This is a genomic window from Bacteroidota bacterium, assembly GCA_016194975.1.
In the GTDB taxonomy this organism is placed as follows: Bacteria; Bacteroidota; Bacteroidia; order Palsa-965; family Palsa-965.
Genome location: JACQAM010000007.1, coordinates 257,702 through 271,517, shown reverse-complemented (window position 1 = coordinate 271,517; position 13,816 = coordinate 257,702). Strand labels below are relative to the sequence as shown.

General features: G+C 44.1%; 13 protein-coding genes. 9 read left to right on the top strand and 4 right to left on the bottom strand.

The genetic code is table 11. The annotated features are described in order from the left end of the window. Nucleotides 1-115: 115 nt before the first annotated feature. Entirely contained in the window at nt 116-550 is a 435-nt protein-coding gene (locus HY064_05760; GenBank protein MBI3510149.1) for a hypothetical protein, read from the bottom strand. A 271-nt stretch (nt 551-821) separates the two neighbouring features. After that, the gene (gene lhgO / locus HY064_05755; protein ID MBI3510148.1) at nt 822-2,051 is read right to left on the bottom strand and encodes an L-2-hydroxyglutarate oxidase; all 1,230 of its coding nucleotides are present in this window, start codon (nt 2,049-2,051) and stop codon (nt 822-824) included. A gap of 67 nt (nt 2,052-2,118) precedes the next feature. Between lhgO and HY064_05750 the strand changes: the two genes are divergently transcribed. The 5 genes from HY064_05750 (at nt 2,119) to HY064_05730 (ending at nt 6,983) form a co-directional block, all read left to right on the top strand. Further along, complete coding sequence (locus HY064_05750) at nt 2,119-2,337, top strand: hypothetical protein (GenBank protein MBI3510147.1); 219 nt, start codon at nt 2,119-2,121, stop codon at nt 2,335-2,337. After that, a complete protein-coding gene (locus tag HY064_05745; protein MBI3510146.1) occupies nt 2,327-2,653 on the top strand; it encodes a type II toxin-antitoxin system RelE/ParE family toxin in 327 nt (108 codons plus the stop codon). The genes HY064_05750 and HY064_05745 overlap by 11 nt, the downstream gene beginning before the upstream one ends. A gap of 9 nt (nt 2,654-2,662) precedes the next feature. Beyond that, nucleotides 2,663-3,694 carry a uroporphyrinogen decarboxylase gene (gene hemE, locus HY064_05740; protein MBI3510145.1) on the top strand — a complete coding sequence of 344 codons (1,032 nt, stop codon included), beginning with the start codon at nt 2,663-2,665 and terminating at the stop codon, nt 3,692-3,694. Nucleotides 3,695-4,010: 316 nt separating this feature from the next. Beyond that, complete coding sequence (locus HY064_05735; GenBank protein MBI3510144.1) at nt 4,011-6,398, top strand: TonB-dependent receptor; 2,388 nt, start codon at nt 4,011-4,013, stop codon at nt 6,396-6,398. A 3-nt stretch (nt 6,399-6,401) separates the two neighbouring features. Continuing rightward, a complete protein-coding gene (locus HY064_05730) occupies nt 6,402-6,983 on the top strand; it encodes a TIGR00730 family Rossman fold protein (GenBank protein ID MBI3510143.1) in 582 nt (193 codons plus the stop codon). 83 nt (nt 6,984-7,066) lie between these two features. Here the strand turns inward: HY064_05730 and ung are convergent, their stop codons facing one another. Continuing rightward, on the bottom strand, nt 7,067-7,753 hold the full coding sequence (gene ung / locus HY064_05725; protein MBI3510142.1) for a uracil-DNA glycosylase: 687 nt from the start codon (nt 7,751-7,753) through the stop codon (nt 7,067-7,069). A gap of 195 nt (nt 7,754-7,948) precedes the next feature. On the opposite strand from ung, the gene HY064_05720 reads away from it, so the two are divergent. Beyond that, nucleotides 7,949-8,086: a hypothetical protein gene (locus HY064_05720; protein MBI3510141.1), complete on the top strand. Its 138-nt coding sequence runs from the start codon at nt 7,949-7,951 to the stop codon at nt 8,084-8,086. Nucleotides 8,087-8,140: 54 nt separating this feature from the next. Here HY064_05720 and HY064_05715 read toward each other — a convergent pair whose 3' ends face one another. Then, nucleotides 8,141-8,545 carry an OsmC family protein gene (locus HY064_05715; protein MBI3510140.1) on the bottom strand — a complete coding sequence of 135 codons (405 nt, stop codon included), beginning with the start codon at nt 8,543-8,545 and terminating at the stop codon, nt 8,141-8,143. 60 nt (nt 8,546-8,605) lie between these two features. Between HY064_05715 and HY064_05710 the strand changes: the two genes are divergently transcribed. From HY064_05710 to HY064_05700, 3 genes are all read left to right on the top strand, one after another. Then, nucleotides 8,606-9,379: a hypothetical protein gene (locus HY064_05710; GenBank protein ID MBI3510139.1), complete on the top strand. Its 774-nt coding sequence runs from the start codon at nt 8,606-8,608 to the stop codon at nt 9,377-9,379. A gap of 6 nt (nt 9,380-9,385) precedes the next feature. Then, nucleotides 9,386-10,261, top strand: a complete 876-nt coding sequence (gene lipA, locus HY064_05705) for a lipoyl synthase (protein MBI3510138.1) — start codon at nt 9,386-9,388, stop codon at nt 10,259-10,261. A 226-nt stretch (nt 10,262-10,487) separates the two neighbouring features. Next, the gene (locus HY064_05700; protein MBI3510137.1) at nt 10,488-13,751 is read left to right on the top strand and encodes a T9SS type A sorting domain-containing protein; all 3,264 of its coding nucleotides are present in this window, start codon (nt 10,488-10,490) and stop codon (nt 13,749-13,751) included. The last annotated feature ends 65 nt before the right edge of the window (nt 13,752-13,816 follow it).

The window sequence follows — 13,816 nt, the reverse complement described above, 5'->3', positions numbered from 1 at the left end:
ATTTGCCGGTAAACTTATCTGTAGATCAGTTCTGATTTGTAATCCGTATATCCTGCCCGACTTCGTCATTCAGGCGGGCGTGAAATCTGTAATCCTCCCTCCCGGAATTCTTATTTTATCTGCCTCGTTTTCTTTTTGCTTTTGGAATTATTTTCTCAAGATAAATATCAAACTGCATCTCCATAACGGCGACAGGATAAGTCTGTCCATGCCTTTCGTTCAGGCAATAATGGAATTTCCAGTGATCGACATGTTCGAAATAATGCGTTTCCAGCGTTGTGTCTTTCGGAATGAGAATGATTTCTCCCTTTGAATTAATTTTCCACATTCCCGTCGCCATTTGTTTACTGAGGTCTTTAAAGCTGGAATCAGATCCGGATACGAACGTACTATCACTCTTGAGATCCAGGTATGAACTTCTGCTGCTTTCGTCTGCGACCACCGTGCACGTCCATTTGCCAACAAAAGTGGAATCGGTCTGCGCATTGAGAATGGAGTCCCGAAACATCGGGAGGAAGAAGAATGTGGAGAAAAGCAGAAAATATTTCATGTCAGGGATGTTGCGATAAGAAATGTAGTGATTACTTATCGAAAACGAAAATCATGGGTAGTGGGTCAGTTTGAAAATTCTTAGCGCCTTAGCGTCTTTGCGGTTTAATAAAAGAATGGTTTAGGAACCGCGAAGGCGCCAAGGCGCGAAGTTGAATCGGAAAAGAGCAAACTGAGCCACTACCAAATCATGTGGAATGTGAGATCCGTAGATTAGATCAATCTGTAATCTGTATTCTCCGTAGAAAATCCGTAATCCTCCCCCTTCACAGTTATCTCGCCAGAGCAAATTTTTCCGTTGCCATTTCTTCTATCGCTTTTCCTATTGCAAGACATGCAGTAGCAGCCGGAGACGGAGCGTTCAGAACGTGGATCGCATTTTTATTGGTTTCAATTTTAAAATCATCGATCATGTTTCCCTCGCGTGAGAGCGCCATTGCGCGTACGCCACTGCGCGAAGAAACGATGTCGTCTTTTTCGAGTGAAGGAATAAGTGTGCGTAATCGTTTCAGGAAAAATCTTTTTGAGAATGCACCACGGTATTCATCGAAACCGAATTTCATATTCTTCGCAAAGAATTTCCAGGTGCCGCCGAAACCGAAAGCGGAAAATGTATCGCGGAAACTGAAGGATGTTTTTCCATAACCTTCGCGCTTGAAAACAAAAACTGCGTTCGGCCCGCATTCCACCCCGCCATGAACCATGCGCGTGAAATGCACACCGAGAAAAGGATACTTCGGATTCGGAACAGGATAAATGAGATGATTCACTTTTTTCATTCCTTTTTCCGTGAGATCGTAATAATCGCCGCGAAATCCCACGATCGCCGCGTCTGACTTTGCTCCTTCTTTTTTTGCGAGACGATCGCTTTGCAATCCACCGCAGGTAACAATATATTTTGCATTAAAAATTCCTTTGTTCGTAATGATGTCGGTGGAATTTTCTTTGTGCACAAAATCTTTCGCTTCGGTGGAAAGAAAAATTTTACTTCCCTCAAATTGTTTTTCGATCAGCTCACCGAGTTTCACCGTTACTGCCGGAAAATCAATGATGCCCGTGCAGCCCACGCGTATGCCCGCGATACCTTCGGCGAACGGTTCAATTTCTTTTATTCTTTTTTTGTCAATGAGTTCGAGATCTTCCACGCCATTCGCCACGCCGTTGTTGTACACTTTATTCATGTGCGCGAGCTCGCTCTCGTGCGTGGCAACAATTAATTTTCCGCAAATGTCGATCGCGATTTTATGTTCTTTGGCGAACGCAACGATCTCCCTTCTCCCGTCAACGCAGGTTTTCGCTTTGTAAGAACCGGGCTTGTAATAAATTCCTGAATGTATCACTCCGGAATTATGTCCCGTCTGGTGCGGAGAAAGATGATCTTCTTTTTCAAGCACCGCAACTTTCAGATGAGGATGACGAAGATTGATCTTGTACGCCGCTGCTAAACCGACACATCCTCCTCCTACAACGATCACATCGAACGAATGATTTTCTGCGCTCACAAAAAATGATTTGTGCAAAGATATGAATCACGGCCAGTATGAATTCATTTTCGTAAATTTGTTCATCATGAAACAGGTCACGGTATCCATTGATGATTCAAAATATAAATTCTTCCTCGAATTGATGAAGAGTCTCGGTTTTGTTCACGTATCAGAAAAGAAACCGGTGAATAAACAGAAAGAAAAACTTGTTCAGGATGTAGTGACCGGAATGATGGAAGCGAAGCAGGCAGCGAAGGGAAAGTTAAAATCAAGATCAGCACAAAAATTCCTGAATGAATTATAAGGTTGAAGTACTTCCTTCATTTGAAAGAGAAGCCAAACGACTTTATAAAAAGTATCGCTCCATAAGGAAGGATCTTTCGCAACTTGTTATTGCTCTTGAAACAAATCCGGTTCAGGGTACGCCTTTGGGAAATGGCTTCTATAAAGTGCGTATGGCAATTTCAAGTAAAGGAAAAGGAAAAAGCGGCGGCGCAAGAGTGATTACATTGGTCAGGGTGGTATCCCGCACAGTTTACCTCGCTGCTATTTATGATAAATCGGAACGGGCAACAATTTCTGACGCCGAATTGAAATTCATTGCTGATCAAATAAAATAATCTCCGGAAATGCTATTACAAAACGATCTTATTTTAAAAGCAGCTCGCGGCGAAAAAACAGAACGCACTCCCGTGTGGCTGATGCGGCAGGCGGGAAGAGTGTTGCCCGAATATCGCGAGGTGAGAAAAAAGATCGGAGGATTCATTGAACTGGTAAAAAATCCGGAACTCGCTGCAGAAGTTACCGTGCAGCCGGTGGACATTCTCAAAGTAGATGCGGCAATTATTTTTTCTGATATACTCGTTATTCCCGAAGCGATGGGACTTCCTTACAAAATGGTGGAAGCGCGCGGGCCGTGGTTTGAAAAAACGATTTCTTCGAAAGAAGATATCGACAAACTGAAAATTGCCAATGGGGAAAATGATCTCTCGTACGTGTGCGATGCGATCAGAATTGCGAAAGAAGCGCTGGGCGGCAGAGCTCCGCTCATAGGATTTGCCGGTGCACCGTGGACGATTCTCGCTTACATGGTGGAAGGAAGCGGATCAAAAACTTTTTCGAAAGCGAAAAAATTTCTTTACACGCAGCCGCTACTTGCGCATGAGTTGCTCGAAAAAATTTCCATTTCAACTATTCATTACTTAAAAGCGCAGATAAAAGCAGGCGCCGATATGGTGCAGCTTTTCGATTCGTGGGCGGGAATTCTTTCACCGGAAATGTATCGCGAATTTGCTTTGCGTTTTATTTCTGAGATCTGTGATGAGATCAGTCCGCTTGCTCCTGTAACTGTTTTTGCAAAAGATGCGCATTTCATCCGCGAAGAACTCGGAAAAATAAATTGTGATGTGATCGGCCTCGACTGGACGATGGAAGCAGCGGAATCGAGAAAAATCATTGGAGAAAATAAAACTTTGCAGGGGAATGCCGATCCGTGTTTGCTGTACGCCGATGAAAAAACAATTGTGGCTGAAACAGAAAAAATGCTGCGTGCGTTTGGCCCGCAAAAACATATTGCCAATCTCGGCCACGGATTGTATCCCGATATGGAAAAAGAAAAAGTGAAGTTGTTCGTGGAGACGGTGAAGAATTATAAATGGTAATTTTTTTTCAAAAAAAGCAGGACGATGTGAATTTAATGAACCGGACCAACATCACTAGCCCTGATACCGCAACTGGCTCCGACATTGCGGTAGCAGGACAGGAGCACGCCCGATCCCCATTGCAATCGCATTCGGGCGGGCGGGCAACTTTGATGAACTGCTGTTGCGCTCCTGATTATTATTTGCAAAAATCAATTGACTCCGTAATTGAAATTTGCAGTTAATACTTCTGTAAAACTTTGTGATGCTCATTTTGCAACGACTCTTGCACGGAATGTTCTTCTGGTTATTTTTGACGGAAACAAAAAAATCCCCGATGAAAAATTTTCTCCTGTGCGCAATTCTTTTTCTCCCCGCAATTCTTTTTTCGCAGAACACACAAACAGTGCGCGGAAAAATTGTCGATCTCGAATCGAAGTCGCCATTGCCGGGAGTGATCGTAACGCTGATGAAAGATTCGAGCGTGGTAAAAGGAGGCGCGTCTGACTTCGACGGAAATTACCGGATAGATAATGTAGAGGTGGGACGATACACACTCGTTTTCAAATATGCGGGATACAAACCGACGTCCATCCCCGACGTGATCGTGAATTCGGGAAAAGAAAATGTGATCGATGTGGAACTCGAACAATCTGCAGTGACGAAAGAAGAAGTAGTGATTACCGGAACGAACAGGGAAGGAACGGTGAATGATATGAGTACCGGAAGCGGAAGAATGTTTTCGGTGGAAGAAACGAATCGTTACGCGGGCAGTCGCGGCGACCCTGCGCGCATGGCGAGCAACTACGCGGGTGTGCAGGGCGCAGATGATTCGCGAAACGACATTGTGGTGAGAGGAAATTCTCCAATGGGAGTTTTGTGGAGACTGGAAGGAGTGGATATTCCGAACCCGAATCATTTTGCGGTGGAAGGAACAACAGGAGGTCCAGTGAGTATTTTAAATAATAAAACGCTTGCCAATTCCGATTTTTTCACCGGCGCATTTCCGGCGGAGTATGGAAATTCTGTTGCTGCGGCTTTCGATCTGCGAATGAGAAACGGCAACAATGAAAAATATGAATGGACGGGACAATTCGGATTTCTCGGAACGGAATTAGCGGGAGAAGGGCCGATCAATAAAACAAAAGGTTCTTCTTTTCTTGTTACGTACCGTTATTCCACGTTGAAATTATTTGAAGCAGCGCATATTCCCATTGGGACAGGAGCTGTTCCGAATTATCAGGATGGCGCATTCAAATTAAATTTCCCAATGAAAAAGGGCGGAAATATTTCCATGTTCGGAATTGGTGGCGCGAGTAAGATCAGCATCATCGTGAGCCAGTATAAAAATCCTGCTGATGAATTGTATGGTGTGGATAACCGCGATCAGTATTTCAATACAGGAATGGGAGTGGCCGGAATTGTTTATTCAAAACCAATTAATGAGAATACGTATTTCAGAATGGTGGTTGCCGGAAGCACGCGTTATTCGGCAGCGCATCATAATCTCGTTTGGAGAGACACCACCTTCGCTCTCGATTCGATCACGCCGAAAATGGGATACCGGAATTCGGAAGATCGTTTCTCACTGAATTTTTATGTGACGAAAAAAATAGGAGTGAAGAATGTGATCAAAGCGGGAATGTTCAACGACCTGTTCATCAATAATCTTCTGGATTCTATTCACGATGAGCAGGCGAATATTTTTTACAACCGGCAGAATTATTCCGGAAGCGCGTTTCTCATTCAGCCCTACGTTCAGTGGAAATACAAACCGAATGATAAAGTAACTTTCAATGCGGGAGTACACGGACAATACTTTACGCTCAATGGAAGTTACGCAGTAGAGCCGCGATTAGGAATGCGTTGGAGCATCAATGAAAAACAATCCATCAACGTGGGTGCGGGATTGCACAGCCAGATGTTGCCGGCGTATATTTATTACACGCACCAGGAATCGAATCTGCAGCCGTACGACCTTCATAATAAAAATGTGGGCTTCATGCGCAGTGCGCATGCGATACTGGGTTACGATATTTCCATAGCGAAGAACATGCGCATAAAAGTGGAAACGTATTACCAGTATTTGTACGATGTGCCGGTGGAGAAAACAAGTTCTGCATTTTCTGTGTTGAACCAGGGCAGCGGTTTCAGCCGGTTTTTTCCCGGCGACCTGGTGAATGCGGGAACCGGTTACAACATGGGAGGCGAATTGACCGTGGAGAAATTTTTCAGCAGGAAATTCTTTTTCATGTCTACTGTTTCTGTTTTTGATTCGAAGTACAGGGGAAGCGATGGCATTCTGCGCAATACGGATTTCAATACGCATTACGCGGTCAATCTTCTGGGTGCGCGCGAATTCAAACTGAATGATAAGCAAACGCTGGAGACGGGATTGAAACTGACGATGGCCGGAAAAAGATATTACACGCCGGTGGATACGGCTGCATCCCGCCTGGCGAATGATATGGTGCTGGATGAGAAACTGACAAATACAAAACAATTTTCTTCCGGCTATTTCCGTCTCGATGCAAGGGTTGTGTGGAAATACAACACCAAAAGTATGACGCATGAGATCGGGCTCGACCTGGTGAACATCACGAACAATAAAAATACTCTCGGCCTCACGTATTCGCCCAACCCGCTTCATCCGGCGAATGATCCTACGGTGGTGCAATATCAATTGGGATTTCTTCCGTTGTTCTATTATAAAATCGATTTCTGACCGGTGAAGTCTGTTGCGGTTTATTGTGGTTCATCAACGGGAAATAATCCTGTTTACAAAAGCGCGGCGCACCATCTCGGAAAAATTCTTGTCGAAAAAAATATCCGTCTTATTTACGGAGGAGGAAGCATCGGGTTGATGGGCGTGGTTGCTGATTCGGTTCTGCAGCGTGGGGGAGAAGTAATCGGGGTGATCCCGGATTTTCTGCACGTGAAAGAAGTGCGGCATGAAAATCTTACACAAATGCACGTCGTGAATTCCATGCATGAAAGAAAATCGCTCATGGAAAAATTAGCAGACGCGTTCATTGCCTTGCCGGGAGGTTACGGAACGATGGATGAATTTTTCGAGATGCTCACCTGGGCACAACTCGGATTGCATAACAAACCGCTTGGAATTTTAAATGTGAATGGATTCTACGATCCATTCATTGCTCAATTAGATGTGATGGTGAAAGAAAAATTTCTCAGCGAAAAAAACCGGGCGCTGGTGATCGAAGATGGTGAACCGGAAATTCTCCTGAAGAAAATCCTCGAAGCTAAACCGGTTTCAGAAAAAAAATGGATGGAAAGAGGGCAGGAATAAATTCGAAGATTTGAAATTCGAGATTTGAATTTTGGTTTTCATTCAGCAAACGAAGCAATATTCAAATCTCAAATTTTCAAATTCTATAAAGCGATCCAGTTCACCGGCTGATTATTATCCTGCATCAGCAGAAAATTCGTTTTGGAAAAATGGCGGCATCCGAAAAATCCATTCGCAGAAAACGGAGAAGGATGTGCTGCTTCCAGGATGTGATGTTTCGTAGTATCGATGAGTGGTTTTTTATTCTGCGCGTGTCTTCCCCATAGAATAAAAACTATGCCGCTTCTTCTCTCGGAAAGATTGCGGATAACGCTGTCTGTAAAATCTTCCCATCCCTGTGCCTGGTGTGATGCGGGCGTGTGTGCGCGCACGGTAAGAGTTGTGTTCAGCAACAGCACTCCCTGTTTCGCCCAACCGGAAAGATCGCCGGTACGCGGATATGGAACATTCAGATCTTTCTGCATCTCTTTGAAAATATTCACCAGTGATGGCGGATGTTTTATCCCTGTAGAAACAGAAAAACAAAGTCCGTTCGCTTGTCCCGGTCCGTGATAAGGATCCTGCCCGAGAATCACCACTTTCACTTGCTCGAATGGTGTGTTATTGAGCGCAGCAAAAATGAGCGGGCCTGGAGGATACACTGAGAATTGTTGTTTTTCCTCAGTGAGAAAATTTCTCAGCGTCTGAAAATAGGGCTTCTGAAATTCATCGTTCAGAATTTGCTTCCAGCTTTCTTCGATCTGGATAGTGGGTTGTGCAGTTGTACTCATGATCAAATGATGTTTCTGTATCAGTATAAAAGGACGAGTATCCGAAAAAGTAAATCCCGAAAAAGCCGGGCAGCAAATGTAGTATTTTGACTCTGTTAATAAAAAAAATGAACAAATCTTTGGAGGATGGGGTTGCTTCAGATACTTTTGCATAGTATTTGTAAAACATTCGGCAATCACATTTAACCTAAACCAATGAAAAAGATCATCATCGCATTAGCCCTTATTTCCTGTTCAGGTATTTTCTTTGCTTCGTGCAAATCAAAACAGAATTGTGATGCATACAAAAGCAGCACTCCTGCGCATCACAAACTGAACCAGGCAAATTACTGATCGGAAACAAGATCATAGATTCATCCTGCCATTTTCATGGCGGGATGTTTTTTTTTACCATTGAAACGTCACGTCCTGTTTGATATCAGGGTGCAGGCTTTTTGCTACAGGGCAGGTGAGAGCTGCGTTTTCCAGTAATCGTTTCTGTTCGCTGTTTAATTCCAGAGCCGGCATTTTCATTTCCACTTTTATTCCCGTCACTCTCCGCGGATCTGTTCCCATGAATTTACTGATGGAAACTTTTGTTCCCCGAAGATCGATCTGGTGTCGTGCGGCAATAATGCCCATGATAGTAAGCATACAGCTTCCGAGAGAAGTTGACATCAGATCAGTTGGAGAAAAAGCTTCGCCTTTTCCGTTATTGTCGGGCGGGGCATCGGTGATAATGACTTTTCCCGATCGTAAATGAACCGCTGTTGTGCGTAATTCCCCGGAATATTCGATATCTGAAATGTGCATACGAAAAGTTTTTTCAGTAGAAATGTTGTAAATTTGAAGAACTCTCAAATGTAATTCTAAATGCGTCGTTTCCTTTTATCTTTTTCCGGAGTTTTATTGACAGGAATTCTGTTCGCGCAGGTGGAAACGCAAACGGTGAAAGTGAATGCGAATATTTACGACGACACGAAACTTCTTTATCGCAACGAGGCTACTTTCGGTTTCCTCGTTCATACGAATGGATTAGGATTGAATTATCGCCGTGCATGGCATGTTACAGCAATGAAAAAACGTGTGGTGGAAGTGGAGATGGTGAATTATCGCCACCCGAAAGAAACAAAAGTGGTGAATCCTTATGTTGATAATCCGAAAGGTTATTATTACGGAAAACTCAATTCGGTTTTTATTCTCCGCTCCGGTTTCGGTTACCAGAATGTGATCTTCACCAAACCGGAAAAGAACGGCGTGGAAATACGTTACGTTGCTTTTCTCGGAATTTCACTCGGACTTGCCAAACCGGTTTACCTCGATATTCTGAAAGATAATCCTGCACCAAACGGACAACGAATCATCGTCACGGAACGTTACGATCCAACGAAACATTTCGTGGATAATATTTACGGACGCGGGCCTTTCCTTCGTGGTGTGGGTGAAACAAAAATTTATCCGGGCCTTTATGGAAAATTCGGATTGAATTTCGAACACGGAACGTTGGATACTGATGTTCGTTTCATTGAAACCGGCGTCATTCTCGATGCTTATCCGAAAGTGATCCCGCTTATGGCGTATGATCACAATCACCAGTTTCTTCTTTCGCTTTATATCAATTTCTCTTTCGGCGCCAAGTGGTACTGATCTTTCATGGAAAATTCAGAGAAGAGTGATGTGGCTGAAATTGTCCGCGTGAAAAAACCGGACTGGCTCCGGGTGAAACTTCCTGTTGGAGAAAATTATCTTCATGTACGCAAGCTCGTTGATGAGCATAAACTTCATACCATTTGCGAAAGCGGAAATTGTCCGAACATGGGCGAATGCTGGGGCGCAGGAACAGCAACGTTCATGATCCTCGGAAATATCTGCACACGCTCGTGCGGATTCTGCGCAGTTGCAACCGGCCGTCCTCTTGCTGTTGATTATGATGAACCGGCGCATGTTGCAGAATCAGTGCGGCTGATGAAGGTGAAACATTGCGTGATCACTTCTGTCGATAGAGATGAACTCCCCGATGGCGGATCTATTATCTGGGCAGAAACGATCAAAGCTGTTCGCAGAATAAGTCCGGGTACAACTATTGAAACGCTCATTCCGGATTTCAAAGGAGAAAAGAAAAATATTCAGCGCATTGTTGATGTGATGCCTGAAATTGTTTCGCACAACCTGGAAACAGTTCATCGCCTCACGCCCCAGGTGCGCATACAGGCGAAATACGAACGCAGTCTCGATGTGCTGAAATTTCTCAGCGACAATGGATGCAAAACAAAATCAGGATTGATGCTCGGCCTGGGAGAAACAAAAGAAGAAGTAGAAACTGCAATGGATGATCTGTTGAATGCCGGAGTTTCTATTCTCACACTCGGACAATATCTGCAACCGACCAGGAAACATCTTCCGGTAAAAGAATTTATTCACCCCGACAGTTTCGCTGCCTGCAAAAAAACTGCACTGGAAAAAGGTTTCCGTTATGTAGAAAGCGGCCCGCTCGTGCGGAGTTCGTATCACGCTGAAAAACACATCTGAAAAACGAACCCTTCGTTTAAATTTCAATTTGATTTCCAGAATTATTTCACTACTTTTGATTATCCCCGATTTTAATCATCCCCCCTTATCGCAATAGGAGTTTGCGGCTGAAAATTTGGTTTTGTTGTTCATTCAAAAAGACTTAGTTTTGGATGCTTAACTAAAACCCTGTTCTGAATAATTCAGAATAGAAATATTAATGAGGGATTCAAAAAAACTTTCACCAATGAAACGAAACAGACTCGTTCTGGCCGGGATCGGTATTGCTGCAACCGCACTGGCTGTTTTAACCACTTACTCTTTCAGAAAAGATAATGGCTCGCTCTATCGCCCTTCTCACGAATTCGAAGTTGGTAATTCGGATGGAGATGCTCAAGATGCGAATGGCGCGATAAAATGGATGTTTGATATCAAAAAAAATCCTGCAACCGGTCAGCTCGATTACCAGGCAATGATTGATGTGGCAGATCGCGCTAATCAGGCGATCACTGCATCTCGTACCGGTGGACCACAGGCAACTGCTTCCACAGCTTCATGGACCGAACTTGGTCCCGATAATATCGGTGGCCGTACACGTGCTATACTTTTTGATAATCTTGATCCTACTCACCAGCACATGTGGGCAGGTGGAGTTGGTGGTGGACTTTTTGAATCCAATGATGGAGCGAATAACTGGCACCGTTGTGCACCTTTCTTCAATTTATCCGGTGTTGTTATTTCAATAACCACCATTGCTCAGGGCCCAACAGGAATTCTTTATGTTGGAACCGGCGAAGATAATTTCTACGGTGCTTATGCAACAGGTTCCGGCGGATTACTCGGCGGTGGAATTTATTCTTCCAGTGATGATGGATTGACCTGGACACATCTTGCATCGACTAATGTTACCCCGGTTAATTCTTCTTCTTCAGCATGGGCAGCAGTCGATAAAATTGTTGTTGATCCGAATGATGCTCTGCACATTTTTGTGGGAATGAATAAAGGATTCCGTTATTCTATTGATGGTGGAGTTACGTTTACTCAACCTGCAAGCACAGCACAAAATATTCCCTGCACTGATGTTGATCTTGGCGCAGCCGGAACAGTTATCGCTACCTGCAACAAGAAACCCTATGTTTCTACTGATAATGGTTTGACATTTACCAATCACGGAACAACTGCTTTCGGATGGCTGACTACTTCTCTTGTAAGAACAGAGATCGCTGTTGCTCCTTCTGATCCGAATTATGTTTATGCTTTTTGTGCAAGCTCTTCGAACGGCGGACTTGCCGGGATGCTTGTTTCAATTAATGGAGGTATGAATTGGACAATTGTAACAGGTGCAGGAAACGCACAGTTCGATCCGTTCAACCAGTCGCAGGGACAGTATGATAATGTAGTTGCTGTTGATCCCAACAATAAAATGCGCGCAATCTTCGGTGGAGTTGAATTATGGGAATGGAATATGACGAGTACAAGTCCTATTGCCGGACAATGGAGCAGGATCGCTCTTGAATTTCCTGATTCACCTTTCAATCCCTGGTATGTTCATTCTGATAAACATTCCATCGTTTTCCATCCAAGCGCTGCAGGAGAATTTTTCATTGGTACAGATGGTGGAATTTTCCGCACCATAAATAATGGTTCCACCTATACGCAAATGAACAAAGGGTATGATGTTACACAATGTTATTCCGTAGCACCTGATATGCTCGATGGTACGCGCACGATGGCGATCTCCGGCAATCAGGATAACGGCACGACTTACATTGACGGATCAGGATATCCCGATCCAATGTGGGCTTCATCTATAAATGGTGGTGACGGAGCGGAGTGTGAAACTTCATTCCTGAATGGTTATGCTTGTTTCAGTACCATTTATTATGGCTCACTCGCGCGTTCCAATAATCGCGGACAGAGTTCGGCAAGTTTCTATTCTTCGAAGATCACATCTCAGTCTGGTTTTGGAACTGCGTCCTTCGCAAGTTTCATTACTCCCATCCGTTTGTGGGAAAGCACGAATGATCTGTTGAGCGGAGATACGATCCGTGTTATTAACCGCACAAATCTGAACAGTTCTACAATCACCGATGGTGTTGCAGCTACTTACACAGGAACAGTAAGCATTCCAATTAATGCTATTCCTGCCGGAGTCCTTGATACGAATACAGCAATGGTCAAGATCACCGGCCTCGATTCGGCCACCACTACCAATGGAGTCCTCTCAGGAACCGCTACCGGATTTATTCATGGTGATGGTTCTTATTCTGTAACATTCAACACCGTTCCTCCGGCAAATAAGGTCATTAAAATTTATTACGATGGAATTTTCACAGCAGGAACTACCTTCTTTGTGAATTCAAATGTGCAGGGAAAAGTCATCAGTCATCTCAGCGCTTTGCAGGTAAATCCCGGCGACACCGTAAAAATTCAGGATGTAATACAGTCGCGCTTCGCAGTTGGATTTACAAGTGATCATGGAATATGGATCACACGCAGGCCAATAGATTTTTCTGTTTCTCCGGAGTGGCTTAAGATTGGCGGAACACACTCTACTCCGAATTCGTATGCCGGGGAGTGTGAAAAATTAGCATGGTCTGTCGATGGAAATTCTTTGTTTGCGTCAACCGGTAGCGGAACACTTTACCGTTTCGATAATGTTTCCCAGGCGTTGGATTCTGCAACCGGATATGTTGATAATGGTTCCGCCGCAAATCCAGGATGCAAAGTAAAATGTCATCTCATCGGAAATTTTTCCGGACGTTACATCTGCGGACTTGATGTGGATCCAAATAATCCTGGCCGCGTTATCGTTTCTCTCGGTAACTACGGAATGACACAGTATGTTTATTTATCAACTACTGCTGACACTGCAACCTCCACTGCAAATGCGGGGTGGGTTGACAAAACAGCGAACCTTGATAACATTGGTGGCGCTCCTGTTTACACAATTTGTTTTGATAAATACACAGCGAACCGTGTGCTTGCGGGAACAGAACATGGAATGTTTGAAACCACCAACATCACAGCAGCATCGCCAACGTGGGCTACTGCAATGACCGGCCTCGATAATGTTGCTGTGTTCATGATCCGCCAGCAACGCTGGGATCCATGGTTGGTACCTAATTCAGGATGTTTTTATATTGGAACACATGGACGTGGAATATGGCGCGACGATTCAAGCTGGCAGGGGCCAATGAATGGAATCAATGATCCTCAACCGATCCCCGGTAACAATTCCACTTCTCATAACAAAGACCTGAAAGTATTCCCGAATCCTGTAGGTGATGAAGCTTTCGTGAATGTGAATATTCCTTTGAATGGAAATGTGATCCTCCAGGTTTACGATCTCAACGGAAATCTTATTTCTTCTGAAGAACATGATGATATGATGGCCGGCATTACCAACATCCGTTTTGAAACCAGTGAAATGGCGAAAGGAACTTATCTCGTTACGATCATCGAGAATAGCCGTCGTGTAGGTACAGGACGTTTCATAAAAATGAATTGATCGGTAAAAAGAATTTTCAACGGACCCGTTCTGAAAGGAGCGGGTTCTTTTTTTTAAAGATAACT

What these genes read in the sequence shown, in the direction of transcription:
- lipA (MBI3510138.1), top strand. Translation starts at nt 9,386, where the DNA reads ATGGAAAATTCAGAGAAGAGTGATGTGGCTGAAATTGTCCGCGTGAAA.
- HY064_05710 (MBI3510139.1), top strand. Translation starts at nt 8,606, where the DNA reads ATGCGTCGTTTCCTTTTATCTTTTTCCGGAGTTTTATTGACAGGAATT.
- HY064_05720 (MBI3510141.1), top strand. Translation starts at nt 7,949, where the DNA reads ATGAAAAAGATCATCATCGCATTAGCCCTTATTTCCTGTTCAGGTATT.
- HY064_05760 (MBI3510149.1), bottom strand. Translation starts at nt 550, where the DNA reads ATGAAATATTTTCTGCTTTTCTCCACATTCTTCTTCCTCCCGATGTTT.
- hemE (MBI3510145.1), top strand. Translation starts at nt 2,663, where the DNA reads ATGCTATTACAAAACGATCTTATTTTAAAAGCAGCTCGCGGCGAAAAA.
- ung (MBI3510142.1), bottom strand. Translation starts at nt 7,753, where the DNA reads ATGAGTACAACTGCACAACCCACTATCCAGATCGAAGAAAGCTGGAAG.
- HY064_05750 (MBI3510147.1), top strand. Translation starts at nt 2,119, where the DNA reads ATGAAACAGGTCACGGTATCCATTGATGATTCAAAATATAAATTCTTC.
- HY064_05700 (MBI3510137.1), top strand. Translation starts at nt 10,488, where the DNA reads ATGAAACGAAACAGACTCGTTCTGGCCGGGATCGGTATTGCTGCAACC.
- HY064_05715 (MBI3510140.1), bottom strand. Translation starts at nt 8,545, where the DNA reads ATGCACATTTCAGATATCGAATATTCCGGGGAATTACGCACAACAGCG.
- HY064_05745 (MBI3510146.1), top strand. Translation starts at nt 2,327, where the DNA reads ATGAATTATAAGGTTGAAGTACTTCCTTCATTTGAAAGAGAAGCCAAA.
- HY064_05735 (MBI3510144.1), top strand. Translation starts at nt 4,011, where the DNA reads ATGAAAAATTTTCTCCTGTGCGCAATTCTTTTTCTCCCCGCAATTCTT.